This window comes from Rhodanobacter sp. Soil_C_14, assembly GCF_057657335.1.
In genome coordinates this window covers 156,626-181,367 of record NZ_JBDGIQ010000006.1, presented here as the reverse complement: position 1 = coordinate 181,367, position 24,742 = coordinate 156,626, and the positions used below count along the sequence as shown (strand labels likewise).

The following is a 24,742-nucleotide window of genomic DNA, read 5'->3' as shown; positions in this document are numbered from 1 at the left end:
TGCCCGGCAACCAAGGTGTTGGGAGCGCAAGATGAAAAAACAATGGATGCTGGTCCCCCTGATCGCGGTCACCGTGCTGGGCAGCTGGGTGCTGCTCCACGGCACCGACAGCCAGGCACAAACCCCCGCCGGCGGTCCGCCGCCCGAAGTCACCGTGGCCCAGGCGCTGACCCGCAAGGTCAGTGACAGCGCCGACTTCACCGGCCGGCTGGAAGCAGTCAACACGGTGCAGGTGCAGCCGCGGGTCGGCGGCTTCGTCGAGTCGGTGCACTTCCAGGAAGGTGCACTGGTGCGCAAGGGCGACGTGCTGTTCCAGCTCGACGCCCGCCCGTACCAGGCCGAGGTCGACCGGCTGGTCGCCAACCAGGCGCAGGCGAAGGCCGAACTGAACCTGGCGCAGACCAACCAGCGCCGCGCCGAAATGCTGCTGGCCCAACACGCGATCGCGAAGCAGGAAGCCGATCGTCAGGACACCACCGCGCAAAGCGCGCGGGCCCAGTTCGGTGCGGCGACCGCCGCGCTGGCCGCGGCACGGCTGAACCTGGACTTCACCAAGGTGCGTTCGCCGATCGACGGCCGCGTCAGCAACGCCCGCGTCACTCCCGGCAACCTGGTCACCAGCAACGACGTGCTGACCAGCGTGGTCTCGGTGAACCCGGTCTATGTCTACTTCGACGTCGACGAGCAGACCTGGCTGAAGCTCGACCACCTGCGCGCCGACGCGAAGCAGGCCGGCCACAACGCGCGGATCGAGGCGGCGATGGGCCTGGCCGACGAATCCGGTTACCCGCATGAGGGTCGCCTCGACTTCGTCGACAACCAGTTGCACACCGGCTCCGGCACGATGCGCCTGCGCGCGGTGTTCGACAACGCCGACGGCCTGTACACGCCCGGCCTGTACGCCCGCGTGCAGCTGCAGAGCGGCCAGGCGAAGCCGCGCGTGCTGGTGGATGACCGTGCCATCGGCACCGACCTCGGCAACCAGTTCGTCTACGTGGTCGACAAGGAACACAAGGTGCAATACCGCAAGGTGGACACCGGTGCCTTGTTCCACGGCCTGCGCGTGATCGACAGCGGCGTGCAGCCGAGCGACCTGGTGGTGGTCAACGGCCTGCAGCGCGTGCGCCCCGGCGTCGAGGTGAATCCGCAGAAGGTGGCGATGAGCTACCGGCTGGAAGCGGCGGACAAGGCGCTGGTCGAGCGTGGCAACGTGCCTTCGACCAATGACGCTCGCACCGCGCAAACCAACACGACCCCAGCATCGGGTCGCCCGCAAGGTTGAACTCCCTCCCCTGCGTGCAGCAGGGGAGGGTTGGGGAGGGGTGAAGTCCCTCCAGTCCGCCACAGAGCAAAAGCGTTACCCCCTCCCCACCTCCCCCTGCTGTGCAGGGGGAGGAGCAAAAGAAAGACCGAAGCCGCGAACCGGCTTCGTCGAGGACTCTTTGCATGAAAAACATCGCCCAATTCTTCGTCGACCGGCCGATCATGGCCGCCGTGCTGTCGTTGCTGTTCGTGATCACCGGCTCCATCGCGGTGTTCCAGCTGCCGATCAGCGAGTACCCCGAAGTGGTGCCGCCCACCGTCGTGGTGCGTGCCGCCTATCCCGGTGCGAACCCCAAAGTGATCGCCGAAACCGTCGCCACGCCACTGGAGGAACAGATCAACGGCGTGGAGGGCATGCTGTACACCTCCTCGCAGGCGACCAGTGACGGCGCGCTCACCCTGACCGTGACGTTCGCGCTCGGCACCGACCTCAACACCGCCCAGGTCGACGTGCAGAACCGCGTGGCGCAGGCGCTGCCGAAGCTGCCGGAGGAAGTGCAGCGACTCGGCGTGACCACGCAGAAGAGTTCGCCCGACCTCACCATGGTGGTGCATCTCACCTCGCCCGACCAGCGTTACGACATGCTGTACCTGTCGAACTACGCGCGCCTGCACGTGAAGGACGTGCTGGGCCGGCTCGACGGCGTCGGCGACGTGCAGATCTTCGGCGCCGGCGAATACTCGATGCGCGTGTGGCTGGACCCGCAGAAGCTGGCGCAGCGCTCGCTCACCACCGGCGACGTGATCAACGCGATCCGCGAGCAGAACGTGCAGGTTGCCGCCGGTGCGTTGAATGCGCCGCCCGGTCCGTCCAACTCGGCGTTCCAGCTCAACATCAACACCCGCGGCCGGCTGGTCAGCGAGGACGACTTCCGCAACATCATCGTGCGCACCGACGCGAACGGTGGCGTCACGCATCTGAGCGATGTCGCCAAGATCGACCTGGGCTCGAACAACTACGCGCTGCGCAGCCTGCTCGACAACAAGCCCGCGGTGGCGCTGCCGATCTTCGCGCGGCCCGGCTCCAACGCGATCCAGATCTCCGATGAAGTACGCGCGACGATGGCGCAGCTGAAGAAGGATTTCCCGCAGGGTGTCGACTACTCGATCGTCTACGACCCGACCGTGTTCGTGCGCGGCTCGATCGAGGCGGTGGCGCACACGCTGCTGGAAGCGATCCTGCTGGTGGTACTGGTGGTGATCCTGTTCCTGCAGACCTGGCGCGCCTCGATCATCCCGCTGGTGGCGGTGCCGGTGTCGTTGATCGGCACGTTCGCGATCATGTACCTGGCCGGTTTCTCGCTCAACGCCTTGAGTCTGTTCGGACTGGTGCTGGCGATCGGCATCGTGGTCGATGACGCGATCGTGGTGGTGGAGAATGTGGAACGGCATATCGAACTGGGCGAGTCGCCACGAAACGCGACGCGCAAGGCAATGCACGAAGTCACTGGCCCGATCGTGGCCACCGCGCTGGTGCTGTGCGCGGTGTTCATCCCGACCGCCTTCGTCAGCGGCCTGACCGGCCAGTTCTACCGCCAGTTCGCGCTGACCATCGCGATCTCCACGGTGATCTCCGCGTTCAACTCGCTGACCCTGAGCCCGGCGCTGGCCGCCGTGCTGCTGAAAGGCCACGACGCACCGAAGGACCGCCTCACGGTCTGGATCGACCGCGCATTCGGCTGGCTGTTCCGTCCGTTCAACCGCGTCTTCCATCGCGGTTCGGAGCGCTACGTCGGTGGCGTCAAGCGCATCGTCGGCAAGGGCAAGCTGGCGCTGGTGATCTACGCGGGCCTGATCGCGCTGACCTGGTTCGGCTTCTCGCACGTGCCGACCGGTTTCGTGCCGGGCCAGGACAAGCAATACCTGGTGGCGTTCGCGCAGCTGCCCGACGCGGCCTCGCTCGACCGTTCCGAGGACGTGATCCAGCGCATGGGTGCGATCGCGCTGAAGCAGCCGGGCGTGGAACACGCCGTGGCCTTCCCCGGCCTGTCGATCAACGGCTTCACCAACTCGACCAACTCCGGCATCGTGTTCGTCACGCTGAAACCGTTCGAGGAACGCCGCAGCGCGGATCTTTCCGCCGGCGCGATCGCCGGTGCGCTGAACCAGAAGTTCGCCTCGATCCAGGACGCCTACATCGCGGTGTTCCCGCCGCCGCCGGTGATGGGCCTTGGCACGATCGGCGGCTTCCGCCTGCAGTTGGAGGACCGCAGCGACCGCGGCTTCGACGAGCTGTACAAGCAGACGCAGAACCTGATCGCCGCTAGTCGGAAAGATCCAGCGCTCGCCGGCCTGTTCTCCAGCTTCCAGGTCAGCGTGCCGCAGGTGGACGCCGACGTGAACCGCGAGAAGGCCAAGGCCGAAGGCGTCAACCTGGGCGACGTGTACCAGACCATGCAGGCCTACATGGGCTCGCTCTACGTCAACGACTTCAACCGTTTCGGCCGCACCTACCAGGTCAATGTTTCGGCCGACCCGGCGTTCCGCCATACACCGCAGGACATCCTGCAGCTGAAGACGCGCAACGCGCAGGGCCAGATGGTGCCGCTGGGTTCGTTCGTCACCGTGCAGCAGGGTGCCGGCCCGGATCGCGTGCAGCATTACAACGGCTACCCGACCGCCGAGATCAACGGCGGCCCGGCGCCGGGCTTCAGCTCGGGCCAGGCGCAGGCGGCGATGGAAAAACTGGCGAAGGACAACCTGCCGAACGGCATCAGCTTCGAGTGGACCGAGCTGACCTACCAGCAGATCCTTGCCGGCAACACCGCGATCCTGGTGTTCCCCCTGTGCGTGCTGCTGGTGTTCCTGGTGCTGTCGTCGCTGTACGAGAGCTGGTCGCTGCCGCTGGCGGTGATCCTGATCGTGCCGATGGTGCTGCTGTCCGCGATCGCCGGCGTGTGGCTGTCGGGTGGCGACAACAACATTTTCACCCAGATCGGATTGATCGTGCTGGTCGGACTGGCATGCAAGAACGCGATCCTGATCGTGGAGTTCGCCCGCGAACGCCAGCATGAAGGCATGAGCCGCCACGAGGCGGTGCTGGAAGCGGCGAAGCTGCGACTGCGCCCGATCCTGATGACCTCGTTCGCCTTCATCATGGGCGTGGTGCCGCTGGTGACCTCGCATGGCGCCGGTGCCGAGATGCGTCACGCGATGGGCGTGGCGGTGTTCTCCGGCATGCTGGGCGTCACCATCTTCGGGCTGATCTACACGCCGCTGTTCTACGTACTGATTCGCGCCCTGGTCGAACGCCGCGAGGCGCGCGCGGCCGAACGCGCCGCCGCGCATGCGCTGCCGGCGCTGGAGAACCACTGATGAAACCGCTACTGAAAATCGCCGCGCTCAGCGCGGCCCTGATCCTCGCTGGCTGTGCCAGCGTGGGTCCCAACTACCACGCCGAGAAGATTGCCGCACCGCAACTGCAGGGCCTCGACGCCGCGCAGGAAAACAACGCGGCGTTCCAGGCCACGTGGTGGAAGCAGTTCAACGATCCGACGCTGGATGCCCTGATCCAGCACGCCGCGGAGAACAACCTCGACCTGCGCATCGCGGTGGCGCGGTTGCAGGAATCGCGGGCGCTGCTCAGCGGCGCCAAGTCCGACCGCCTGCCGACCATCGACACCGGCGTGAACTACACCCGCAGCCGCGGCCAGCAACCGGGCTTCAGCGACCAGCGCAGCACCACCACGACCTACCAGGCCGGCTTCGACGCGTCGTGGGAGCTGGACCTGTTCGGCGGCGTGCGTCGCTCGGTGGAAGCGGCCGGCGCCGATCTCGGCGCCAGCGAGGCCGCGTTGCACGATGCCCAGGTCAGCCTGCTGGCCGAGGTCGCGCGCAATTATTTCGAACTGCGCGGCAGCCAGCTGCGGCTGGACATCGCCCGCCGCGACATCGACAACCAGCGCCAGACCGTGCACCTCACCGAGGTGCGCCAGCAGGTCGGCACCGGTGCGGAACAGGACGTGGCCAGCGCCAAGGCCAGGCTCAGCGCGGTGCAGGCGCAACTGCCGCTGCTGCAGACCCAGGCCAGCGCCAGCGAATACCGCCTCGCCGTGCTGCTGGGCGAGCGCCCGGGCGAGCTGGACATCGACGTGTCGCCGAAGAGCTTCACGCCGATCGCCGCGACCTTGCCGATCGGCGACGCCGGCGACGTGCTGTCGCGCCGTCCGGACGTCCAGATGGCCGAACGCGAATACGCCGCCGCCACCGCGCGGATCGGCGTGGCCAAGGCGGATTTCTTCCCGCACATCTCGCTGGGCGGCTTCCTCGGCTTCCTGTCCGGGCGCAGCAACGACTTCGGCAGCCCGTCGACGCGGGCCTGGTCGCTGGCGCCCAGCATCAGCTGGTCAGGCCTCAACGTGCAGCGCGTGCGCGCCAACCTGCACGCCAGCGAAGCACGCGCCGACGCGGCGCAGGCGAACTACCAGCGCAGCGTGCTGGAGGCGATCGAGGACATCGACAACGCGGTCACCGGCTTCAACCAGCAGCGCATCCGCGTCGACCACCTGATTGAGCAGGCCACGCAGAGCAAACGCGCGGCCGACCTGGCCCGCGTGCGCTACCAGGAAGGCGCCACCGGCTTCCTCGAACTGCTCGACGCCGAGCGCACCGAGCTCGCCGCCGAGGACGACCTGGCCCAGGCCGAGGCGGCGATCAACACCCGTGCGGTGGCCTTGTACAAGTCGCTGGGCGGCGGCTGGCAGGCCTGCGGCGACGAGCAGTGTAGCGCCGTGGCCAAGGGCGACGCGGCCCCATGAGCCGGCCCGCCCGACGCGTCCCGACGGCGCCCGCGACCACGCCGGTCTACCGCGTGGCGCTGGTCAGCGGCGCCAATCGCGGCCTGGGTTTCGAGGTCGCACGCCAGCTCAGCGAGCGCGGCATGACCGTGCTGCTGGGCGCGCGCGATCTCGACAAGGGCCTGCATGCGGCGCGCAAGCTGGCCGGCGCAGCCGGCGAGGTGATCGCGGTGCAGCTCGACGTCACCCAGCAGGATCAGATCGACACGCTGGCGCGCTGGATCGAGATCACCTATGGCCGGCTCGACGTGCTGGTCAACAACGCTGGCGCCCACTATGACCCCGCGGTGCGACCGGCCACCGCCGACATTGCCGCGGCGCGCGACGCGATGGACATCCATCTGTTCGGCAGCTGGCGGCTGTCCAGCGCGATGCTGCCGCTGATGCGCCGGCACGGTTACGGCCGCATCGTCAACGTCTCCAGCGGCTGCGGCGCCAGCACCGCCGACAGCGCCAACTGCCCGGCCTATCGGGTCTCCAAGTCGGCGCTGAATGCGTACACGCGGGTGCTGGCGAACGAACTCGACGGCAGCGGCATCCAGGTCAACGCGGTCTGCCCCGGCTGGGTCGCCACCGACATGGGCGGCCCGGGCGGACGCCCCGTCGCCGACGGCGCAGCGGGCATCGTCTGGGCCGCCTGCCTGCCCGCGCCACTCACCGGCGGCTTCTATCGCGACCGCCAGCGCATCGCCTGGTGAGGCCGGGCACGTCGACTTCCCTGCTCCCGCTGCCGCAGCCATCCATGGCCACTACCGCGTAGGCCTGCTTGCGCGGACGGAGTAGGCCCGAGGTTCGATGCCTGTCCCGCCGTTCGTCCGCAGGTGCGCAGGACCGAAGTCGAACGGCATCGACCCTCCACGCTCGATGAAGCGGCGACGCACTCCACCGGTGAGCAGCTTCCATCTTCAGCGGGCAGACTCCCTGCGCTAGCCGGCAGCCGGCGCGCTGTGCTGGGAATACAGCGCGTGCCAGCGCCCGTCCACGTAGACGAAGACGTCGGACGAACGCACACCGCTGGCCGCGCCCTGCTTCGGGTCGTGGAAGGTGAGGATCGCGGTGTCGCCGTGGATCACCACGTCCTGGCCCGACGGGTGCGTCTTCAGCCACGCCTCGACCTTGCGCCGCTCCTCGTCGTTGCCGCGGCTCCTGGCGGCGTGCGCCATGATCGCGGCTTTCGCATGCACCGAGCCGTCGGCACTGATCGAGCGGTACTCGGGCAGCAGCAGGTCGTCGAGCCAGACGGTGTCGCCCCCGAGCTCGGCTTCCAGCCAGTGCTGGTCGACCGCGATCACCGCTGCCCTCGAATGTTCTGCCTCTGCGCTGCCTGTCGCGGTGGCGACGGTCGCCGCTATGGTCCAGTCCACGGCCAGCGCCAGCACGGCGGTGCACGCCACGGCCACGGAAAACCTGCGTTGTTTGTGCATTGCTGCGACCCTCTTTGCGCGGACGACATGCCGCCAGGCCAATGTGTGGCGCGTGCGCGCGTGCCGCATCGTCGCGGTGACGAAGGCGCGTCATGCGGTGACAGGCGGATGCAGCGAGGCACCCGGCGGTCATGACATTGCACGGAACGCCGCCCGTACCGCCGCCGTACCGCTTGTCATCGCCAAGGCGCCGGTCGTCACGGTATCGGCGACAACGACATCGGCCACTGTCACCCTGCACGACTCCGGCGGTGGCGTCACGACGAGGAACCGAGCGTAGCCATGAAACCTCCCCTTGCGACAAACGCCTGGCTGGCCCTGGTGCTGATCGCGGCCTGCGCCATCGCCTCCCGCGCACACGGCGCTCCGGTTGGCGATGGGCTGGACCTGACGATTCCGCTACCGCCCACACCGGTGCGCGTGGAAGGTCATGGGCAGCTCGACTATGAGGTGTTGCTGGCCAATCGCTCCGACAAGCGCATCACGCTCGAGGAATTTGTCGTGCGCGACGGGCGCGACGGACGGCCCATCGCGAAACTGTCGGGCAAGACGCTGGATCAGCACATCGCTCGCTTCGGCGCGGTGCCAGCGCCCTCGTCGGATCCGGAATCTTCGCTGCCAGTCGCGGGAACATTGATCGAGCCCGGCCAGCAGGTGGTGCTGTTCATCGATGTTTCCCTGCCGGGACACCAGGGCATCGATGCCCTCCGTCACCGCGTGAGCTATCGCGTTGCCGGGGCAAACGGCACATCTCTGGCCAGCGGCGCTCCACTGGCATTGCCGCGGACCAGACCATCGCTGCTGGCGCCACCGCTGCGCGGCGGGCCGTGGGTCGCGATCCACGACGCGGACTGGCCGCGCGGCCACCGGCGCGTGTTCTACCGCGTCGACGGCCACGCCCGCCTACCCGGCCGCTTCGCCATCGACTGGGTGAAGCTGGACGAACACGGCCGCTTCGCCACCGGCGACGCCGACCTGGCGCAGGCATGGTACGGCCACGGCGCCGACGTGCTGGCGGTAGCGGATGCACGCGTGGCGGCGGTGCGAGACGGCATGGACGAACCGTCGCGCATCTCGCAGCGCACTCATCCCGCCCCCGAGGACGATGCGGGCAACTACGTGGCCCTGCAGCTTGCCGACGGCCGCTACGCGTTCTACGAGCACCTGCGCAAGGACAGCATCCGCGTCGCGGTGGGCGAGCGCGTGCGTACGGGCCAGGTCATCGCCGCGCTGGGCTTCTCCGGCGAATCCACCGGCCCGCACCTGCACTTTCACGTCGCCGACGCGAGCTCTCCGCTGGGCGGCGAAGGCCTGCCGTTCGAAATTCGCAGGTTCGAACGGCTGGGCCGCTACGACGACATCGCCCGGCTGGGCAAGCCGTGGCGGCCCGCCGACGGCGACATCGTCCGGCACCACGAATGGCCCGGCAGCAACACGGTGGTGAGGTTCGCTGATGATCCGGCGCCTGACAGCGGACGATGAATCCCGCCGACTCCACGGCACCAGCACCCCGCAGGTCACCGCGGCGATGCCGCTGTCATCGCGACGCGCGATAGGGCGCGCTGCACGCGTCGATCGTCCAGCACTGTTCCATCCCGCGCCACGGCGGCACACTGCCGTTCTGACGTGTCACCCATCGACTGACGCGCGGGAGCATCGCATGAGGCACGAGTCCACCCATTGGAAGAAACACGCGCTGGCGTTCGCCTTCTGGACCGGGCTGGCGCTGTCCTATGCGCTGAGCGGCGGGCTGTCCTCGATCAGCGAGGGCTATCCGCCGAGCTGGCTGCGCGCGCTCAGCTGGAACCTTTCCAACTTCTGGTTGTGGATGGCGCTGGTGCCGCTGGTCGCCTGGCTGGGGCGGCATACCGCCACGCACGGCTGGCGCCGCTTCCTCGCCGTGCAGGTGCCGGCCAGCCTGGGCGTGGCGCTGCTGCAACTGCTCGCCCACCTGGTGCTGTTCTGGAACCTCAGCGGCCCGGGCCGGATGGAGGTGCACACGCTGGGCGCGTACATCCGTATGGAGTTCGCCTACAGTTTCCACCTGGCCGTGCTCACCTACTGGGTGATCCTGGTGGTGCTGCGCGGGATGGAATCGCGCCGCCACCTGCGCGACGAGCGGCTGCGCCGCACGCAGCTGGAAACCCAGCTGGCGCAGGCGCAGTTGCAGGCGCTGCGCATGCAGCTGCAGCCGCACTTCCTGTTCAACACGCTCAATGCGATCTCCGCGCTGGCGCTGGCCGACCCGCTGCAGGCGCGGCTGATGATCGCCCGCTTGAGCGACTTCCTGCGGCTCACCCTGGAGGAGCGCCACGCGCCGCAGGTGCCGCTGTCGCGCGAGCTGGAATTCCTCACCTGCTACCTCGGCATCCAGCAGGTGCGTTTCCAGGACCGGCTCAGCACCGAGCTCGACGTGGACGACGACACGCTGGCCGCCGCGGTGCCGAACCTGATCCTGCAACCGCTGGTGGAGAACGCGTTGCGCCACGGCCTGCAGGACAAGCCCGGCGCCGGCGTCCTGCGCATTTCCACCCGCCGCGACGGCGACCACCTGCAACTGCGCGTCGACGACGACGGCCTCGGCCTGCCGCCGGCGGGCACGGCCGAAGGCATCGGCCTGGGCAATACGCGCTCGCGCCTGCGCATGCTGTTCGGCGACGCGGCGCAGCTCGAGCTCAGCGCGATCCCCGGCGGCGGCACCCGCGCCGAAGTGCGCCTGCCCTACGTCGAGCACGCCGCATGAGCACGCCGCGCCTGCGCACCGTGCTGGTCGACGACGAAGTGCTGGCGCGCCTCGCCTTGCGCCAGGCGCTGGCCAGCCACGACGAAGTGGAAATCGTCGGCGAATGCGGCAACGCCGCCGAAGCGATGCAGGCCGTGCGCGTGCTGCGCCCGGACCTGCTGTTCCTCGACATCCAGATGCCCGGCATGGACGGCTTCGAGCTGCTCGACGAACTCGCCCCCGACCGCCTGCCGCTGGTGGTGTTCGCCACCGCCTTCGCCGAACACGCGCTGCGCGCGTTCGACGCGATGGCGCTCGATTACGTGCTCAAGCCGATCGAACAAGCCCGCTTCGACCAGGCCATGGCCCGCGTCAACCAGCACTGGCAAGGCCTGCACGCCACCGCCGGCCCGGCACTCGAAAGCGCGGCCACCGGGGGCTACGCCCAACGCCTCAGCGTGCGCCACGGCGAACACATCCGCGTGCTCGCCGTCGACGACATCGACTGGATCCGCGCCGACGGCAACTACCTGCACATCCACGTCGGCCCCGTCCGCTACCTGCACCGCGACACCTTGCGCCACGTGCTGGCGCAACTCGACCCCGCGCAATTCCTGCGCATCCACCGCGGCACCCTGGTCAACCTGGCGCGGGTTCGCGAGGTGCATCCGATGTTCAAGGGTGGGGCGGAAGTGGTGCTGCATGACGGGACGCGGCTGGATCTGAGTCGACGGTTCCGGGCCGGGGCGCGGTCGGTGTTGGGGTTGCGCTGAGCCGTGGATTCGCCGTGCATCAAGCGAGGAACCCTTAGGCACGGGCACGCAAACTTCGCAGGAGAGGCTTCCCTCGCGATGCCTTTTGGCTGCGCCGGGAGGCGCTGCATGACATCCGATATGACATCCTCCGTGATGACTTCGACTACCGAGGTGATGGAAGTGATGGTATGGAAACTCCAAAGCGGCTCCGTCAATGACTATGCGCCATTGGTCTCTGCCAGCGACAAGGACATCGCATCAGGAATGTTCGACACCTCCGGCGCCAGCCTCTCCTGGTCAAGAAAGCCCAAGGTCGAAGTGTTCATCGAGCCTGGAAAGAAGAAGCCCAAGCCGCTGGCGGACGTCAGTGCGCTGACTCCCGGCGCGTTGGTCATGAACAACAAGGCGAAGCTCGTGCTCGAACCCTTCCTGTCGCGCTTCGGGCAGTTCCTGGAGATGGACTGCGCGGGCGAGCCGCGTTGGTTCTACAACGTGACCAACCTCATTCCCTGCATCGACGAGGCTCGCTCGGCCAAGCGCCCGAGCGGCTCGATCGCGAAAGAAGGATTCTTCGATGACAAGATCCCGATCGACGCGGCCGTGTTCAAGGACCCGCTGACCGCGGCGGCTGTTCTCTATGTCAACGAAGCGGGCAAGGCTGCGCTGGAAGCCATCATTACCAAAGCTGCGATCGTGGGCATGGCCCTTGTCCAACTCGGCCCACCGCCCAAGAAGCCTCGTCCGAGATTCTGAGCGGAACGGCACCTGCAACCCTGAGCGGGCGCCGCTGCATCCTCTCGCCCCCTTCTTCGCCGTTTTCCCTTCGGCTTTCATGGACGACGGGACATTGTCTCTCAGGCGGCGCGAACCTCGATGTCCACCTGCAGGCTTCGGCGCAACACATCGAAGATGGCGGCCAGGTTGTCCATGCTCGGGTTGCCGGTGGCGGACAACATGCGATGCAGGCTCTTGCTCGGGCGCTCGGTGGCCGACGCCAGCCCTTCGAAGCCCACGGTGGCGTTGACCAGGTCGCGCAGAACCACCCGCGCCATCGCCGGATCGCCATTGAGGAACAACGACCCGGCCTCGTCCAGCAAGGCCCGCGCAAACGCCGGCTCGCGCCGCACGCGCTCCACCACGGTCTGCTTGAAGTCTCTCGTCAATGGCATGCCATCACCTCGCCTTGCTTGAACGCGACTTGCGCGCCCGATACTCGTCGTTCAATTGCTTCGCTCGCTTGATGTCGCCTTTCTGGCTGGCCTTGGTGCCGCCGGTAAACAGCAGGATCAATTTGTCTCCATCCCGCGTCAGATAAATTCGATAGCCCGGGCCCCAGTCGATGCGGTATTCGCCGATGCCATCGAACCACTTCACGCTGGCGGTATTGCCCATCTCCATCCGCAACACCGCGATAGCCACCTTGGCCGCCGCCTGCACGTGCAAGCTGTCGAACCAGTCCCGATAGGGAATGCGGCCGTTCTCGGCGATGTATTCCTCGACTTTCCATGTCATGGCTTATGGTAACATTCATGTTACTTAAATCAACCAGCTTGGTTGCGGTCTTACCGGCGAGGCCTGGAGGGTGAGGCTCGATCTGCGAGAGCGCGGTCAGGTCACTTAGTCCAAGCTCGAAGTGAACCTGACCCTGTTAGTTCCGTGACCCTGTTAGTTCCGACCCTGTTAGTTCCGGGCCGCCAAGCCTTTTCTCGACACGCCGAGTAATTTGCCCGGGCTGTACCGCCTCCCTCGACATGCGACCAGGTCGGCGCACCGGCGGCTATCTGCAGCGCCAGAATGTGTGTCGCGCACCGCCAGAGCGAAGAGTTTTCGTCCTCCTTCGGAGGCCGAGTTACTTTCTCTTTGCGTGGCCAAAGAGAAAGATAACCAAAGAGAAAGGCCACCCCGCTTGGCGCTTGCCGGGCATCCTGCCCGGCAAGTCCGCGAGCCGGGGCCGGGCTTTTCGACAGGGCATCCTGCCCTGACGAAAAGGAGTCGACATCCCTGTCGACTCCCGCTTCGCGGCCTGTCGTCCCCGACTCACCGCCGCACAGGGGCCCCGGTAGAGCAGCGGGCTTTCCTGCCCGCACTCGGTGCGCAACCACTACGCGGTTGCGAGAACCAGCGGCGCTTGGCGCTGGATAAATACTTTGCCTGGGGGTGTGCGCCTGCTACCGGCGAAGAACGGAAGCTAGAAAGTGCACTCTGCGCCTGAGGTTCATCCACTCAGGCCAAATATGGGGAAGCAGGATTGATCAACGTTCTTAACAAGAAAGATTAGACGTCAAGAGGCTTCGACGTCGACGATATGCTCGCTCCATCAGCACTCACAGCAACCTTCTTAACCGGCGGCATGAGCGGGACCTCAGCGGGCGGCAGAGAAGCAGCGCGAAGCGTGGAGAAAACGTGCTCTCTCCAAAATGGCCACGCAACATGTGCTGCGTTCGCAGCAACGAAATGGGCAAGATCTTGGTCTGTGTAATCCTTGCAGACAACGACAAAGTCGACCGCAAAAGCTGCCTCAATCGTGTAATACACGAGCGGGCTCGGAGGCTCACCATCCTCGGCGTGCTCAAGTTCTCCAACTGCTCCTGAATTGGCCGCAATTTCGGGCAACTCGGCCTGCAACCCAAGCGGTTTCGTCAATCGCAGTCCGCAGTTCACAATCGCTTTCAAACGCTCCTCGTTCGACTTGGTCATATCGAACGCGTGCGTGACCCATCGACGCGTCTCAACCACGGAACTATCATCTGTGATCTGCAACGCCTCGATGTCATCGTTCGTAGAGAAAGTCGCTCTATCAAGACGAATGGTTGATAGTCGAAAGCATTTGATCGGGTCGAATGTCATCGACCTTACCCCGCGGCCGCGAGTTGTGGCGCCCAATCCCGCGAAGCTAGTTGCTGCGTCTCCTCAAATCGAGCAGGACGAAGCACCAACAATTCTGCAAATGGTGCGGTCTCCTGTTCGGTCCACGACTGGTCATAAATATCAGCATCACTACCAGTAGCACGTACGGAGAATCCCACCCGGCTGAGCAGCCAAGCAAAATAAGACGGACACTGAACAGCGCCTCGCAACGAAATATCCAAAGCCTCACTCTGGATAACTTCGCCGCGCTCATACTTTGAGAAGCAATTTACTCCACCGCCAAAAACGGTCGCCGCTTCGGACTGCTTCAATTTCAGCAGCTCTCTGAAGGCGCGAATTTCATCGCCGGAAAGCAAGCCGCGTTCACGGCGCTTGGCATCCGAAAATTTCTTCCTTGCCTCGACGACGGTCGCTTGGTTGCGCCGAATTTGTGCGGGATCGTAAGTCCTCTCGCCACATTGATCGCATTGCCACGCCGCCAAGCCTACAACTGGTATCTCCTGACCGCGATGCGGTACAAGCCTTGAAAAGGCTGACAGTTTCAGCTGCCCGACTTCACATATGGGGCAGACATTTTTATCGCTCATCTTTTTTCCGTCCCTGTGGATGGAAGGAGCAAATAAACAGATTCAGGCGATCACCCAAGACCTTGAACTTGATGTACAGCTCAACGTGGCGCCCTTTTGGCGTCCGATACGGTTTGAGGTAAACATCGTGCCAAGTGAGACGGCTCCCATACTGGATCGACTCATGGAAATCTCCCTCGACCAAGCTTCCAAGGCATGCACACACTTCTTCCACAGAGAGACCAAGCTCGTCTGTGTCGTCACACACCCTATCGCCTGCATATCGCACCTTCTCGTCGATCGCATAGCGTCGCACTTCATCCAGACTGTACGCGGGGACAAGTCGCCGGCCCGTGACGTCTTCGTTAACCATTATGGTTAGTGGCCTCCGCCGCCGTCAATAGGCGCGTATGCCTTACTGACGGCATATGCCCTGTGGCTGATTGCCACATGCCGATCGGTGTTCCTAGTTCACACATTTGCCCCTGCCCACGAGTCCTCGGCCTAGAGGGGGAAGATATCAGATCATCGGAGACCTCCTCCCAGCGAAAACCGGGTGATCTCAGAATGCACTTTCGAGCTGAGATGAAATTTCCATCCAAAGCCGAAAACTGTTGGCTCTCGCAACCGCGCAGCGGTTGCGTACCGAGTGCGGGCCAGGATGGCCCGCTGCTCTACCCGGGGCCCCTGTGCGGCGGTGAGGCGGGGTCGACAGGCCGCGCAGCGGGCATCGGCATGGATGCCGATGCCTTTTCGCCAGCACATGGATGTGCTGTCGAAAAGCCCGGCCCCGGCTCACAGACTTGCCGCCCATGGATGGGCGGCAAGCGCCAAGCGGGGTGGCCTTTCTCTTTGGTTATCTTTCTCTTTGGCCATGCAAAGAGAAAGTAACTCGGCCTCCGAAGGAGGACGAAAGCTCTTGCTCTACGCGCAAGCTTCGCTGCATGCGTACCAACTGAAGTGCGATGCCTGCCTTCGCAGGCATGACGGAGTGAGGGTGCGAGGCTTGTCGGCATGAACGATGCGAGCGGGCCGTTCGGGAGTGAGCGCTGGAGCGGCAAGAGCATCGCGCGCCCGCATACCAACGGGCTTGGCGTGCAGCGCGAAGATTCCGCGGCGAAGCGGAGCCGATTGTCCCGCGCTGACAACCGCTGGTCACAGCGGCTCTCCGCTCATCACAAAGCGGCGGCGATGCGCTGGCGCCGCTGCGCAGACTCGACCGCACATCATCGCGCCGAGGAATACGCATGGCCCACCGCTCGCTCACCCTGCTCGCCAGCAGCCTCGTCGCGCTGGGAATTTTCGGCACGACTGCAACCCGCGCCGCCAGCGTGACTTCCCCCTCGCCGGAAATCTTCGCGCCCGGCGCGATCTCCGGCCCTTCCGGCGTGGATTGCCTGACCTTCGCGCCGGACGGCAACACCGTCTACTTCGACCAGCAGGCGCGCTGGAACGGTTTCATCATGGAAGCGCATCGCGTGGGCAATGGCTGGTCGACGCCGCGGATCGCCTCGTTCTCCGGGCAATGGCAGGACCACGATCCGGCGATGGCGCCGGACGGTTCGTTCCTGGTGTACACCTCCAACCGCGCCGCGATGACCGGTGGGGCGGCGCTGCATGGCGGCCAGCTGTGGCGGGTGGACCGCCACGGCAATGGCTGGGGCGAGCCGCAGCGATTGCCCGACGCGGTGAACGTAGGCACCAGCGTGTACGCCCCCAGCGTGGCGGCGAACGGCGACGTGTACTACCAGCGGCGCGACGAGGCCACCCGCGAGTTCCATCTCTACCGCACGGCCTGGCGCGATGGCCGCTACCAGGCACCGCAGCGCCTCGCGCTGGGTGATCCGGCCGCACACGAACTCGATCCGGCGGTGGCGCCGGACCAGTCGTTCATCGTGTTCGACGCGAACTACGCGGGCAAGGACAAACCCGACCGGCTGTACATCGCCTTCCGCGACGGCGCGGGCTGGGGCACGCCGATCGACCTGGGCGATGCGGTGAACCGCTACGAGCCCTGGGGTTCGCACCTCGGCCCGGACGCCCGCACGCTGTACTTCACCAGCAACTACACGGCGAAGGTGAGCTACCCGCGCACGGGCGCGCAGGCGCGGGACGACCTGGCGCGGATGCGCGCGTGGGACAACGGCAACGATCACATCTGGAAAATGTCGCTGGCACCGTGGCTCGACGCGCCGCGCTCGCGCGAAGCCGCGGCACGCCCCCATCACTCGACCGGGAACAGCCATGACGCCACGTAACCTCGCCTTCTTCGCCAGCCTCGCACTCGCATTCGCATCACCACTCGCCTGCGCCGGCGCGCTGCTGGGGGCAGGGGTGATCTCCACCGGCCTGCAGGAAACCTCGGTCGCGCTGACGCCGGACGGAAACACGCTGTACTTCATGCGCTCGGATTTCGCCGAAGCCGACGACACCATCATGGTCTCGCATCGCGCGGGCGATCGCTGGTCGACGCCGCGGGTCGCCGGGTTCTCCGGCGAGTGGCACGACTCCGAGCCGACGCTGTCGCCCGATGGCCGGCGCCTGTACTTCGTCTCCAACCGGCCGCTGCGGCCGGGCGGCACGCCGGTGACGGCGACGATGAACGGGCGCAGCTTTCCCGGCACGAACCTGTGGTTCGTCGAACGGCAGGCCGCTGGTGGATGGGCCGCGCCGGTGCATGTCGACGGCGCGCTCAACGACGGGGCGATGATCTACAACCCGTCGGTGGCGGCCAACGGCGACGTCTATTTCTCGGCGCATCGCGCGGATTCCGGCAAGGCCTACCAGATCTACGTGGCGCGCGATCACGGCCATGCCATGCCGGAGCAGGTGCCGCTGGGCGATCCCGCGAACAACCGCATGGACCCCGCGGTGGACCCGGCCGGGCGCTTCCTGCTGTACGCGGGCAACGAAGGCGATGCGCTGGGCAGCGCGGATATCTACATCGTGTTCCGCCAGCCGGATGGTGGCTGGAGCAAGCCGGAGCATCTGGGCGGCGACGTCAACAGCCGCACGCTGGAAAACGCGCCGTCGCTGGGGCCGGCGTTCGGCGAACTGTTCGTGTCGAGCGCGCGCCGCGACGAGGTGCATTTTCCGAAGCCCCGCGACGACGACGCCTCGCTGCAGCGGCGGCTGCAGTCGCCGCTGAACGGCTCGCGCAATCTCTGGCGCTTCGACATTTCCGACGTGCTGCGCGCGCATGGCATCGCGCACTGACCATCCATCGCGCCCGAGTCGATGGACGACCGTCGACAGCGCCCACTCCCTGGAGTCCGTCATGACCCGCCGCTTCCGCGCCGCCCGCCATCTCGCCTTGTGCGTTTCGATGTCTTGCCTGGGTATCTCATGGGTCCATGCCGAACCCGCCACGAACTTCCTGCACCCCGAGCTCAAGGTGGGCGAACACTTGTCCGACGTGTTCGCCAAGACCGTCTCGACCCGGGGCTCGGGGTTCGAGGAAAAGGTCGACCGCATCAGCGGCACCGCCGACTACGTGGTGACCGGCGTCACGGCGAAGGCCTTCGTCTTCGACGAGGACGATCGTTACGACGGCCATCCGGCCAACGGACCGGTGCACGACATCGAGATCCTTCGCGACGGGATCACCAACTGCCATGCGGGCAAGTGCCGCGTCAACGACCAGACCAGCGGCGTGATCTTCAATCTCTTGCTGTGGGGCAAGGCGCCGGAGCAGCTCCGCGCCGGCGTGAGCTGGGACGTCGCCATCGCCAAGCCCTGGGAAATCGGCCCGGCCGGAACGGAACAGGTGCGCGTGCTGCGTGCCGATCCGCACGACGGGGTCGTCACGCTGACCCGCACCGGCAGCGGCGAAGGCCCGTCGTCCGACGACCAGTCGCGCGAGAAAAGAGGCAAGCCGATGCAGATCACCACCACCGCCGGCAAGACGATCGAGGTGTCGGTGATCCCGGGCAAGGCCAGCTGGAGCGGCTATACGACGATCCGCCGGGGCATCATCGTCAGCGACGTGATCATGGTGCAGCGGCACGTGACGCTGGTATCCGCAAGCGGCGACAGGTTCGAAGGCGAGCAGCGCTCCTACACCTTGCTCAACCTGTCGCGGGATGACCTCTGACGGACACGACGCGGATCGCGCTCAGCGTTGCACGATGTGGGCGAACCACTCCCAGCCGCGCACGCGTTCGGTGATCAGCTTGGTGCAGGTCAGCATCGGCACGGCCAGCAGGGCGCCGGGGATGCCCCACAGCCAGCCCCAGACGAGCAGCCACAGCAGGATCGCGATGGGACTCAGCCGCATGCTGGCGCCCTGGATCAGCGGCGTGATCAGGTTGCCTTCCACCGCGGTGATGCCGGCGAAGGTCAGCACCGGCAGGAACACTTCGAGGCTGGCGTCGTTGGCGTACAGCATGCACACCACCGCCAGCAAGGTGGTGGTGACGATCGCGCCCACATAGGGAATGAAGTTGGCGAACATCGCCACCGCGCCCCACAGCAGCGGGTCGGGCACCTTGTACAGCCACAGCATGCCGGCGGTGATCGCGCCGAGGCTGGCGTTGATCAGCAATGCGGTGAGCAGGTAGCGCGAGATCTCGGTCTGGATGCCGCGCACGATCGTCACCGCGTGTCGCTTGTAGGCGAAGCTGGGGGTGATCTCCACCAGCCGACGCAGCATCGAATCGCCGTAGATCAGGAAGAAGAACACCAGCAGCAGCACGCTGAGCACGGCCGCCAGCACCTTCGGCGCGGTCGAGACCACGTCCCAGGCGCTGATCGAGATCGGCGCGGACTGCGGCACGGCCGCGCGGGTACTGGAACCGCTGACCAGGGTCTGGGTGGCACGGTTGGCTGCCTCCAGCGGCTTGGTGAAGCTGCGCAGCTTCGGCACGAAACTCCGGATCGCGGTGGGCGCGCCGTGGAACCAGCCGATGGCCGGCTGGGCCAGCAGGCCGACGCCGCTGCCGATGCCGGTGATCAGGCCGATCATCAGCACCATCGCGGTAAGCCAACGGGGGATGCGCACACGGGCGCCGAAGGCCACGATGGGATTCAGCGCCAGGCCGATGAAGGCGGCCAGCACCAGCGGGATCAGCAAGGCCTTGGTCAGCGTGATGGTGTACAGCAGGGCCAGCAGCAGCAAGGCGTTGAAGACCAGGCGGATCGCACGCAGGTGGCGGCGTATGCCCAGCACCGGGTTGCGTCGCCGCAGCGGGGTGTCCGGGCCGGGCGGCGGTTCGAGCTCTTCGGCGACCGCGACCTCGGCGACGACGCCAACGGCGGTGCCGGGCGCCAGCGTCGGCAGTGGTTCGGGTTCGCTCATGCTCATGCCTGTTCGCCGGGCTCGGCGATGTCCGCCGCGGCGTGCTTCGCCATGCTGACCTCGGCGAAGTCGGCCACCAGCCGGGTGCCCTGCGCCACCACTTCGGCCAGGCCGCCGCTCAACAGCGAGCCGAATCCCGGCACGCGCAGCGGATGCACGTCCAGCGTCCCCAGCACCACGCCGGCGCCGGCGGCCACGCCCACCGTGGTCAACGGGTTTTCGCGGCCGCGGGCGAGCAGCCGCGCGGCCGGCGCGGCGAGTTCATGCCGCGCGAGCCGCATGCGCAGCTGGGCAGATTTCACTTTGGCCAGGCGGTCGAACAGGCTCATGGCGTTCCCCCATCACGCTGCCCGGAAGGTGCGGTCGGCTTGTCCGCGTCCTCGTGCAGCGTTTCGCGCATCATCGCACCCCATTCGCTGCGTGTGGCGGGCAGGCTCATCCAGTGCATGCAGCGGCGGAACAGGATGATCGCGCCGAGCAGGAACAGCAGCTGCAGCACGGCCAGCCCCAACAGCGCCCAGAACCACGAACCCCACCACGCGGCCAGCGCCACCCCGACCAGGCCCAGCAGGGTCAGGCCAAGCCCCACGCCCGCGACGGTGGCCGCCAGCGCGGCCAGCAGCATCCACGAAACGGCGCTGCGCGCCAGCCCCAGTTCGGCGGCCAGCAAGGCCAGCTGGGCGCCGAACAGATGCCGGATCGCGCGCCCGAACTGGCCCAGTTCGGCCAGCAGACCAGACGACAGCGGCGCCGGGTCCGGCGCCGCTGTCGCATGAGTCGATGCACCGTCGCCGCTCACGGGATCGGTCTGGTCCGGATGGCTCACCGCCGCAGGATGCGGCCGAGCAGCCAGCCGGCGCCCAGCGCGATGGCCACCGACTGCACCGGCTTCTCGCGCACGTAGTCACGCGCCTGCTCCAGCCAGGCATCGGCGCGGTCCATCGTCTGGTCATACACCTCGCGGCTGCGCTCGCTGACCTCGGCGGCCTTGTCGCTGGCCTTGTGCGCCGCGCCGGCCGCCTTGTCGGTGGCGCGGTGCAGGCCTTCCTCGACGTGGTCGGCGGCACGCTCGACGCTGTCCTTGGTGCTGGCGACGGCGGCCGACGTGGCCTGCTTGATCCGCTCGGCGCGCTCGTCGATGCGATCGCCGGCCGGCTGGTCGTTGCTGCTGACTTGATTGTTCATTGCTTGGCTCCGGAAAGACTCAGTATGGCGCGCCCACGTGGCGATCGGCAGGGGTCAACTGGCGCGGCGGAAGAACGCGATGATCGCCAGGATCAGGAAGATCACGAACAGGATCTTGGCGATGCCGGCAGCGGCGCCGGCGATGCCGCCGAAACCGAGCACGGCGGCGATGATGGCGATGACCAGGAAGACCAGGGCGTAGTGAAGCATGGGGGAATCCTCGTATGGGGGAAGACGTGCCCGCGGTGCAACCGCGTGCAGCCATTCACCCATAGCCCGTGCCTTGCCGGTGTGAAGAGAAAACGGGCGGGCATGCACGCGGCGCCGACGTTCAGCGCCGCGACAGTTCAGCCAGCCACGTCCGGGTTGAGCGTGCAGGTGCCGACCAGCTCGGCCTGCTCCAGCACGTGGCCCGCCATCGCCGCGCGCAGCTCGGCCAGCGAAAAGCCGGTGACCAGCGGCAACGCCGCCACGTCCAGCGCGTATACGGTGAAGTGGTAGTGGTGCAGCAACGCGTCGTTCCACGGCGGGCACGGGCCGTCGTAGCCGAGGTATTCGCCGCCCATGTCGGCATCGCCGCCGAACCAGCCGGTGAAATCGTTCACGCCCTGCACGCTGCCGGGCGGGCCGAACGGTTCGCGCTTGCCGCGCGGGGTGATCCCGTCGCTGCACGCACCGGCGGCAAGCTCGCCGCACTCGGCCGGGATGTTGGCCATCAGCCAGTGCACGAACTCCACCCGCGGCAGGTCCGCGGGCACGGTACGACCGGGCTGGTTCACGTCGTCGCCGCGGCTGGGCACGTCCGGGTCGATGCAGGTGAGCACGAACGAACGGGTGGCCGACGGCGCGTTCTTCCAAGCCAGATGCGGGCTGTGGTTGTCGGACAGCGCGAACGGATCGGCGCGCTTGCCAAAGGTGAAGGTGGCCGGAATCGGCTGGTTGTTTTCGAAGTTGTCGCTGCGTAGTTGCATGGTGTGTGTCCACCTGGTTGGGTGTGGAGTGCGCTTCCTGCCGGCGCACGAATGACGAGCGTGATGCGAAACTCAGGGCTTGTACGTCACCCGATACACCGCGCCCGCCAGGTCGTCGCTGACCAGCACGCTGCCGTCGGCCAGCGGCTGCACGTCGGCCGGGCGGCCCCAGGCGCTTTCGTCCTGTTCGAAGCCGGTGATCAGCGGTGCGTACGACAGCACCTTGTTGCCCTTCAGGCGCACCGTCATCACCCGGTAGCCGGATTTCCGCGTGCGGTTCCACGAGCCGTGTTCGGCCACGATGATCGCGCCCTTGTAGCTGGCCGGGAACTGGTTGCCGTCGTAGAAGCGCATGCCGAGCGAGGCCACGTGCGCACCGAGTTTCAGCACCGGCGGCACGTAATCCTTGCAGCTCCTGCCCTTGCCGAAGTCCGGATCGAGCGTGTCGCCCTGGTGGCAGTACGGGTAGCCGAAGTGCTGGCCGGTCGCCGTGATTTCGTTCAGCTCGTCGCTGGGGATGTCGTCGCCGAGCAGGTCGCGGCCGTTGTCGGTGAACCACAGGCGGCCGCTGCCCGGCTGCCAGTCGAAACCGACCGTGTTGCGGATGCCGCGGGCCACGTCTTCCCAGCCGCCGCCGTCGGGATTCATGCGGATCAGCTTGCCGTGGTCCGGCGCCGGATCGCAGATGTTGCAGGGCGCGCCGATCGGCACGTACAGCTTGCCGTCGGGACCGAAGGCGAGGAACTTGCCGCCGTGATGGGTCTCGGTGGGCAGCTTGTCGGTGACCAGCTCGGGCTTCGGTGGCGCGTCCAGGTGCTGCTCGATGTCACGCAGCACGAGGATGCGGCTCACCGCCGACACGTACAGGTCGCCGTCGTGGAAGGCCACGCCCATCGGCAGCTGCAGGCCGCTGGCGATGACCCGCACCTGTTCGGCCACGCCGTCGCCGTCCTTGTCGGTGAGCGCATAGACCTTGCCCGCGCCGGTGGAACCGACGAACACGGTGCCGTTGGCGCCCACCGCCATTTCGCGGGCGTTCGGCACCTGGTCGGCATACAGCGCGATGTGAAAGCCCTTCGGCAGGACCAGCTTGTCCAGCTTCGTCGCCGCCAGCGCGGGCAACGACGAGCCGAGCAGCAACAACGACAGCAGCAGGCGCATGGCGGCGCTCCTTCGGTGGACGGAAGGCCAGCGTATATCGCCGCGCGTGAAGCCAGAAGCGTCGACGCTCTGTAAACTTGTCCTCTTCGAGGGGGACACATGAGCGAATTGCAGGATCTCACCACGCTGGTGCGCGCGGCCACGCCATTGCTGGTGATCGAGACGGTGGACGAGCAGCGGGTGATCGAGTGCTTTCGCCACGTGATCGCCCAGGCGCTGCATCCGCTGTGGCGCTGGACGCTGACCGACGGGCTGACCCGGCTCGATTTCGCGCAGAACGATGGCGATATCGCGCCGGATGCCACCGCCACGCTCGACGCGATCCGCGCCCAGGGCGAGCGCGGCATCTACCTGATGTTCGACTTCCACAGCCTGCTGCGCTACGCGATGAGCCTGCGCCAGTTGCGCGAGATCGTGCAGCGCCAGCGGTCGGCCGCGCACACCATCGTGCTGGTCGGCGCCAAGGTGGAGCTGCCCGAGGAGCTGGAGGCGCTGGCCTTGCGGGTGCCGCTGTCGTTGCCCGACATCAAGGAGCTGGCCGGCATCCTGCGCGCCGAGGCGGTGGCCTGGCAGCGCGAGCAGAACCGCAAGATCGAGGTGGACAACGACGCCGCGCGCACCATCGTGCGCAACCTGCTGGGGCTGTCCGCGCCGGATGCGCGGCGCATCGTGCGCAAGCTGATCTACGCCGACGGCGCACTGGGGGCGAGCGACCTGCCGGTGCTGATGCAGTCCAAGTTCGACCTGCTCAACCGCTCCGGCCTGCTGCACTACGAGTACGCCACCGCCAGCTTCGCCGATATCGCCGGGGTCAGCCGCGTGCGCGAATGGGTGCAGCGCCGGCGCGCGGTGTTCCTCGCCGCCACGCCCGATCCCGCGCTCGACCCGCCCAAGGGCGTGCTGCTGCTCGGCGTGCAGGGTTGCGGCAAGAGCCTGGCGGCGAAGGCGATCGCCGGCGGCTTCGGCGTGCCGCTGGTGCGGCTGGATTTCGGCACGCTGTACAACAAGTACCAGGGCGAGACCGAAAAGAACCTGCGCGAGGCGCTGGCCAGCACCGAGCTGCTGTCACCGTGCGTGCTGTGGATCGACGAGATCGAGAAAGGCCTGGCCGGCGGCGGCGATGACGGCGGCGTGTCGCGTCGCGTGCTCGGCTACCTGCTGACCTGGATGGCCGAACGCAAGGCCAAGGTGTTCGTCGTCGCCACCGCCAACGCGGTGCACGAGCTGCCCGCCGAGCTGCTGCGCAAGGGCCGCTTCGACGAGATCTTCTTCGTCGACCTGCCCGTCGCGGCGGTGCGCGAACAGATCTTCGCCATGCACCTGGCCCGCCGCAAGCTCGACCCGGCCAGCTTCGAGCTGCCCGCGCTGGCGGCGGCGAGCGAAGGCTTTTCCGGCGCGGAAATCGAACAGACCATCGTCAGCGCACTGTACGACGCGGCCGGCAACGGCACGCCGCCGGACCAGCCGACCCTGCTCCATGCCCTCAGGCAGACCCGTCCGCTGTCGGTCCTGATGCGCGAACAGGTGGACGCGCTGCGGGCCTGGGCGCAGGGGCGTTGCGTGGCGGCGGACTGAGGCCCGGCCTCCGTCCTGCAGGTCGCGCACGGCGCTTTCGGGACCGGCCTTGCCGCATGCAGTCGTTTCGTTCCCGCCACGCCGTTTCCCGCTGCCACCG

Annotated in this window: 25 protein-coding genes; 12 read left to right on the top strand and 13 right to left on the bottom strand. The window is 66.9% G+C overall.

Translation table 11 applies throughout. From position 1 onward, the window contains the following. Positions 1-31 precede the first annotated feature (31 nt). The 4 genes from AC3A56_RS15020 (at position 32) to AC3A56_RS15005 (ending at position 6,817) form a co-directional block, all read left to right on the top strand. Complete coding sequence (locus AC3A56_RS15020) at positions 32-1,282, top strand: efflux RND transporter periplasmic adaptor subunit (protein ID WP_487770871.1); 1,251 nt, start codon at positions 32-34, stop codon at positions 1,280-1,282. 164 nt (positions 1,283-1,446) lie between these two features. Beyond that, positions 1,447-4,638: an efflux RND transporter permease subunit gene (locus AC3A56_RS15015; protein ID WP_487770870.1), complete on the top strand. Its 3,192-nt coding sequence runs from the start codon at positions 1,447-1,449 to the stop codon at positions 4,636-4,638. Continuing rightward, positions 4,638-6,080, top strand: coding sequence for an efflux transporter outer membrane subunit (locus AC3A56_RS15010; RefSeq protein WP_487770869.1), 1,443 nt, complete (start codon positions 4,638-4,640; stop codon positions 6,078-6,080). Before AC3A56_RS15015 ends, AC3A56_RS15010 begins: the two co-directional genes overlap by 1 nt. Continuing rightward, a complete protein-coding gene (locus AC3A56_RS15005) occupies positions 6,077-6,817 on the top strand; it encodes an SDR family oxidoreductase (protein ID WP_487770868.1) in 741 nt (246 codons plus the stop codon). Before AC3A56_RS15010 ends, AC3A56_RS15005 begins: the two co-directional genes overlap by 4 nt. A gap of 228 nt (positions 6,818-7,045) precedes the next feature. Here AC3A56_RS15005 and AC3A56_RS15000 read toward each other — a convergent pair whose 3' ends face one another. Then, positions 7,046-7,543 (bottom strand): DUF4440 domain-containing protein, encoded by a 498-nt coding sequence (locus AC3A56_RS15000; protein ID WP_487770867.1) that lies wholly within the window; start codon positions 7,541-7,543, stop codon positions 7,046-7,048. A gap of 282 nt (positions 7,544-7,825) precedes the next feature. On the opposite strand from AC3A56_RS15000, the gene AC3A56_RS14995 reads away from it, so the two are divergent. The 4 genes from AC3A56_RS14995 (at position 7,826) to AC3A56_RS14980 (ending at position 11,773) form a co-directional block, all read left to right on the top strand. Then, complete coding sequence (locus AC3A56_RS14995) at positions 7,826-9,025, top strand: M23 family metallopeptidase (RefSeq protein WP_487770866.1); 1,200 nt, start codon at positions 7,826-7,828, stop codon at positions 9,023-9,025. Positions 9,026-9,203: 178 nt separating this feature from the next. Next, on the top strand, positions 9,204-10,286 hold the full coding sequence (locus AC3A56_RS14990; protein ID WP_487770865.1) for a sensor histidine kinase: 1,083 nt from the start codon (positions 9,204-9,206) through the stop codon (positions 10,284-10,286). Further along, entirely contained in the window at positions 10,283-11,038 is a 756-nt protein-coding gene (locus AC3A56_RS14985; protein WP_487770864.1) for a LytR/AlgR family response regulator transcription factor, read from the top strand. Before AC3A56_RS14990 ends, AC3A56_RS14985 begins: the two co-directional genes overlap by 4 nt. Positions 11,039-11,146: 108 nt before the next feature. Next, positions 11,147-11,773, top strand: a complete 627-nt coding sequence (locus AC3A56_RS14980; RefSeq protein ID WP_487770863.1) for a hypothetical protein — start codon at positions 11,147-11,149, stop codon at positions 11,771-11,773. Between the two features lie 101 nt (positions 11,774-11,874). Here AC3A56_RS14980 and AC3A56_RS14975 read toward each other — a convergent pair whose 3' ends face one another. The 5 genes from AC3A56_RS14975 to AC3A56_RS14955 form a co-directional block, all read right to left on the bottom strand. Further along, positions 11,875-12,189 (bottom strand): helix-turn-helix domain-containing transcriptional regulator, encoded by a 315-nt coding sequence (locus tag AC3A56_RS14975; RefSeq protein WP_204110118.1) that lies wholly within the window; start codon positions 12,187-12,189, stop codon positions 11,875-11,877. A 4-nt stretch (positions 12,190-12,193) separates the two neighbouring features. Then, positions 12,194-12,532 (bottom strand): type II toxin-antitoxin system RelE/ParE family toxin, encoded by a 339-nt coding sequence (locus AC3A56_RS14970; protein WP_204110117.1) that lies wholly within the window; start codon positions 12,530-12,532, stop codon positions 12,194-12,196. Positions 12,533-13,294: 762 nt separating this feature from the next. After that, on the bottom strand, positions 13,295-13,867 hold the full coding sequence (locus tag AC3A56_RS14965) for a hypothetical protein (protein WP_487770862.1): 573 nt from the start codon (positions 13,865-13,867) through the stop codon (positions 13,295-13,297). Between the two features lie 5 nt (positions 13,868-13,872). Next, positions 13,873-14,475 carry a type II toxin-antitoxin system MqsA family antitoxin gene (locus AC3A56_RS14960; RefSeq protein WP_487770861.1) on the bottom strand — a complete coding sequence of 201 codons (603 nt, stop codon included), beginning with the start codon at positions 14,473-14,475 and terminating at the stop codon, positions 13,873-13,875. Continuing rightward, positions 14,465-14,827: a type II toxin-antitoxin system MqsR family toxin gene (locus AC3A56_RS14955; protein WP_487770860.1), complete on the bottom strand. Its 363-nt coding sequence runs from the start codon at positions 14,825-14,827 to the stop codon at positions 14,465-14,467. Before AC3A56_RS14955 ends, AC3A56_RS14960 begins: the two co-directional genes overlap by 11 nt. 874 nt (positions 14,828-15,701) lie before the next feature. Here AC3A56_RS14955 and AC3A56_RS14950 point away from each other — a divergent pair. The 3 genes from AC3A56_RS14950 to AC3A56_RS14940 all read left to right on the top strand — a co-directional run bounded on the left by AC3A56_RS14950 (position 15,702) and on the right by AC3A56_RS14940 (position 18,547). After that, complete coding sequence (locus AC3A56_RS14950; protein ID WP_487770859.1) at positions 15,702-16,712, top strand: TolB family protein; 1,011 nt, start codon at positions 15,702-15,704, stop codon at positions 16,710-16,712. Beyond that, positions 16,699-17,670, top strand: a complete 972-nt coding sequence (locus tag AC3A56_RS14945; RefSeq protein WP_487770858.1) for a hypothetical protein — start codon at positions 16,699-16,701, stop codon at positions 17,668-17,670. The genes AC3A56_RS14950 and AC3A56_RS14945 overlap by 14 nt, the downstream gene beginning before the upstream one ends. A gap of 61 nt (positions 17,671-17,731) precedes the next feature. Then, entirely contained in the window at positions 17,732-18,547 is an 816-nt protein-coding gene (locus tag AC3A56_RS14940; RefSeq protein WP_487770857.1) for a hypothetical protein, read from the top strand. 21 nt (positions 18,548-18,568) lie between these two features. On the opposite strand, the gene AC3A56_RS14935 is transcribed toward AC3A56_RS14940, so the two are convergent. From AC3A56_RS14935 to AC3A56_RS14905, 7 genes are all read right to left on the bottom strand, one after another. Continuing rightward, positions 18,569-19,750: an AI-2E family transporter gene (locus AC3A56_RS14935; protein WP_056713825.1), complete on the bottom strand. Its 1,182-nt coding sequence runs from the start codon at positions 19,748-19,750 to the stop codon at positions 18,569-18,571. A gap of 2 nt (positions 19,751-19,752) precedes the next feature. Next, positions 19,753-20,079: a glycine zipper domain-containing protein gene (locus AC3A56_RS14930; protein ID WP_056762973.1), complete on the bottom strand. Its 327-nt coding sequence runs from the start codon at positions 20,077-20,079 to the stop codon at positions 19,753-19,755. Next, on the bottom strand, positions 20,076-20,576 hold the full coding sequence (locus AC3A56_RS14925; protein WP_487770856.1) for an ABC transporter ATP-binding protein: 501 nt from the start codon (positions 20,574-20,576) through the stop codon (positions 20,076-20,078). Before AC3A56_RS14925 ends, AC3A56_RS14930 begins: the two co-directional genes overlap by 4 nt. Beyond that, positions 20,573-20,935, bottom strand: coding sequence for an ElaB/YgaM/YqjD family protein (locus tag AC3A56_RS14920; protein ID WP_056713833.1), 363 nt, complete (start codon positions 20,933-20,935; stop codon positions 20,573-20,575). Before AC3A56_RS14920 ends, AC3A56_RS14925 begins: the two co-directional genes overlap by 4 nt. A 54-nt stretch (positions 20,936-20,989) precedes the next feature. Continuing rightward, a complete protein-coding gene (locus AC3A56_RS14915; RefSeq protein ID WP_007809737.1) occupies positions 20,990-21,145 on the bottom strand; it encodes a DUF1328 domain-containing protein in 156 nt (51 codons plus the stop codon). 137 nt (positions 21,146-21,282) lie between these two features. Beyond that, the gene (locus AC3A56_RS14910) at positions 21,283-21,906 is read right to left on the bottom strand and encodes a YbhB/YbcL family Raf kinase inhibitor-like protein (protein ID WP_056762970.1); all 624 of its coding nucleotides are present in this window, start codon (positions 21,904-21,906) and stop codon (positions 21,283-21,285) included. A gap of 72 nt (positions 21,907-21,978) precedes the next feature. Next, positions 21,979-23,067: a PQQ-dependent sugar dehydrogenase gene (locus AC3A56_RS14905; RefSeq protein ID WP_487770855.1), complete on the bottom strand. Its 1,089-nt coding sequence runs from the start codon at positions 23,065-23,067 to the stop codon at positions 21,979-21,981. 99 nt (positions 23,068-23,166) lie between these two features. Between AC3A56_RS14905 and AC3A56_RS14900 the strand changes: the two genes are divergently transcribed. Beyond that, a complete protein-coding gene (locus AC3A56_RS14900) occupies positions 23,167-24,642 on the top strand; it encodes an AAA family ATPase (RefSeq protein WP_487770854.1) in 1,476 nt (491 codons plus the stop codon). The last annotated feature ends 100 nt before the right edge of the window (positions 24,643-24,742 follow it).

Coding starts and splice junctions, on each gene's coding strand:
- AC3A56_RS15020 (WP_487770871.1), top strand. CDS start 32: ATGAAAAAACAATGGATGCTGGTCCCCCTGATCGCGGTCACCGTGCTG.
- AC3A56_RS15015 (WP_487770870.1), top strand. CDS start 1,447: ATGAAAAACATCGCCCAATTCTTCGTCGACCGGCCGATCATGGCCGCC.
- AC3A56_RS15010 (WP_487770869.1), top strand. CDS start 4,638: ATGAAACCGCTACTGAAAATCGCCGCGCTCAGCGCGGCCCTGATCCTC.
- AC3A56_RS15005 (WP_487770868.1), top strand. CDS start 6,077: ATGAGCCGGCCCGCCCGACGCGTCCCGACGGCGCCCGCGACCACGCCG.
- AC3A56_RS15000 (WP_487770867.1), bottom strand. CDS start 7,543: ATGCACAAACAACGCAGGTTTTCCGTGGCCGTGGCGTGCACCGCCGTG.
- AC3A56_RS14995 (WP_487770866.1), top strand. CDS start 7,826: ATGAAACCTCCCCTTGCGACAAACGCCTGGCTGGCCCTGGTGCTGATC.
- AC3A56_RS14990 (WP_487770865.1), top strand. CDS start 9,204: ATGAGGCACGAGTCCACCCATTGGAAGAAACACGCGCTGGCGTTCGCC.
- AC3A56_RS14985 (WP_487770864.1), top strand. CDS start 10,283: ATGAGCACGCCGCGCCTGCGCACCGTGCTGGTCGACGACGAAGTGCTG.
- AC3A56_RS14980 (WP_487770863.1), top strand. CDS start 11,147: ATGACATCCGATATGACATCCTCCGTGATGACTTCGACTACCGAGGTG.
- AC3A56_RS14975 (WP_204110118.1), bottom strand. CDS start 12,189: ATGCCATTGACGAGAGACTTCAAGCAGACCGTGGTGGAGCGCGTGCGG.
- AC3A56_RS14970 (WP_204110117.1), bottom strand. CDS start 12,532: ATGACATGGAAAGTCGAGGAATACATCGCCGAGAACGGCCGCATTCCC.
- AC3A56_RS14965 (WP_487770862.1), bottom strand. CDS start 13,867: ATGACATTCGACCCGATCAAATGCTTTCGACTATCAACCATTCGTCTT.
- AC3A56_RS14960 (WP_487770861.1), bottom strand. CDS start 14,475: ATGAGCGATAAAAATGTCTGCCCCATATGTGAAGTCGGGCAGCTGAAA.
- AC3A56_RS14955 (WP_487770860.1), bottom strand. CDS start 14,827: ATGGTTAACGAAGACGTCACGGGCCGGCGACTTGTCCCCGCGTACAGT.
- AC3A56_RS14950 (WP_487770859.1), top strand. CDS start 15,702: ATGGCCCACCGCTCGCTCACCCTGCTCGCCAGCAGCCTCGTCGCGCTG.
- AC3A56_RS14945 (WP_487770858.1), top strand. CDS start 16,699: ATGACGCCACGTAACCTCGCCTTCTTCGCCAGCCTCGCACTCGCATTC.
- AC3A56_RS14940 (WP_487770857.1), top strand. CDS start 17,732: ATGACCCGCCGCTTCCGCGCCGCCCGCCATCTCGCCTTGTGCGTTTCG.
- AC3A56_RS14935 (WP_056713825.1), bottom strand. CDS start 19,750: ATGAGCGAACCCGAACCACTGCCGACGCTGGCGCCCGGCACCGCCGTT.
- AC3A56_RS14930 (WP_056762973.1), bottom strand. CDS start 20,079: ATGAGCCTGTTCGACCGCCTGGCCAAAGTGAAATCTGCCCAGCTGCGC.
- AC3A56_RS14920 (WP_056713833.1), bottom strand. CDS start 20,935: ATGAACAATCAAGTCAGCAGCAACGACCAGCCGGCCGGCGATCGCATC.
- AC3A56_RS14915 (WP_007809737.1), bottom strand. CDS start 21,145: ATGCTTCACTACGCCCTGGTCTTCCTGGTCATCGCCATCATCGCCGCC.
- AC3A56_RS14910 (WP_056762970.1), bottom strand. CDS start 21,906: ATGCAACTACGCAGCGACAACTTCGAAAACAACCAGCCGATTCCGGCC.
- AC3A56_RS14905 (WP_487770855.1), bottom strand. CDS start 23,067: ATGCGCCTGCTGCTGTCGTTGTTGCTGCTCGGCTCGTCGTTGCCCGCG.
- AC3A56_RS14900 (WP_487770854.1), top strand. CDS start 23,167: ATGAGCGAATTGCAGGATCTCACCACGCTGGTGCGCGCGGCCACGCCA.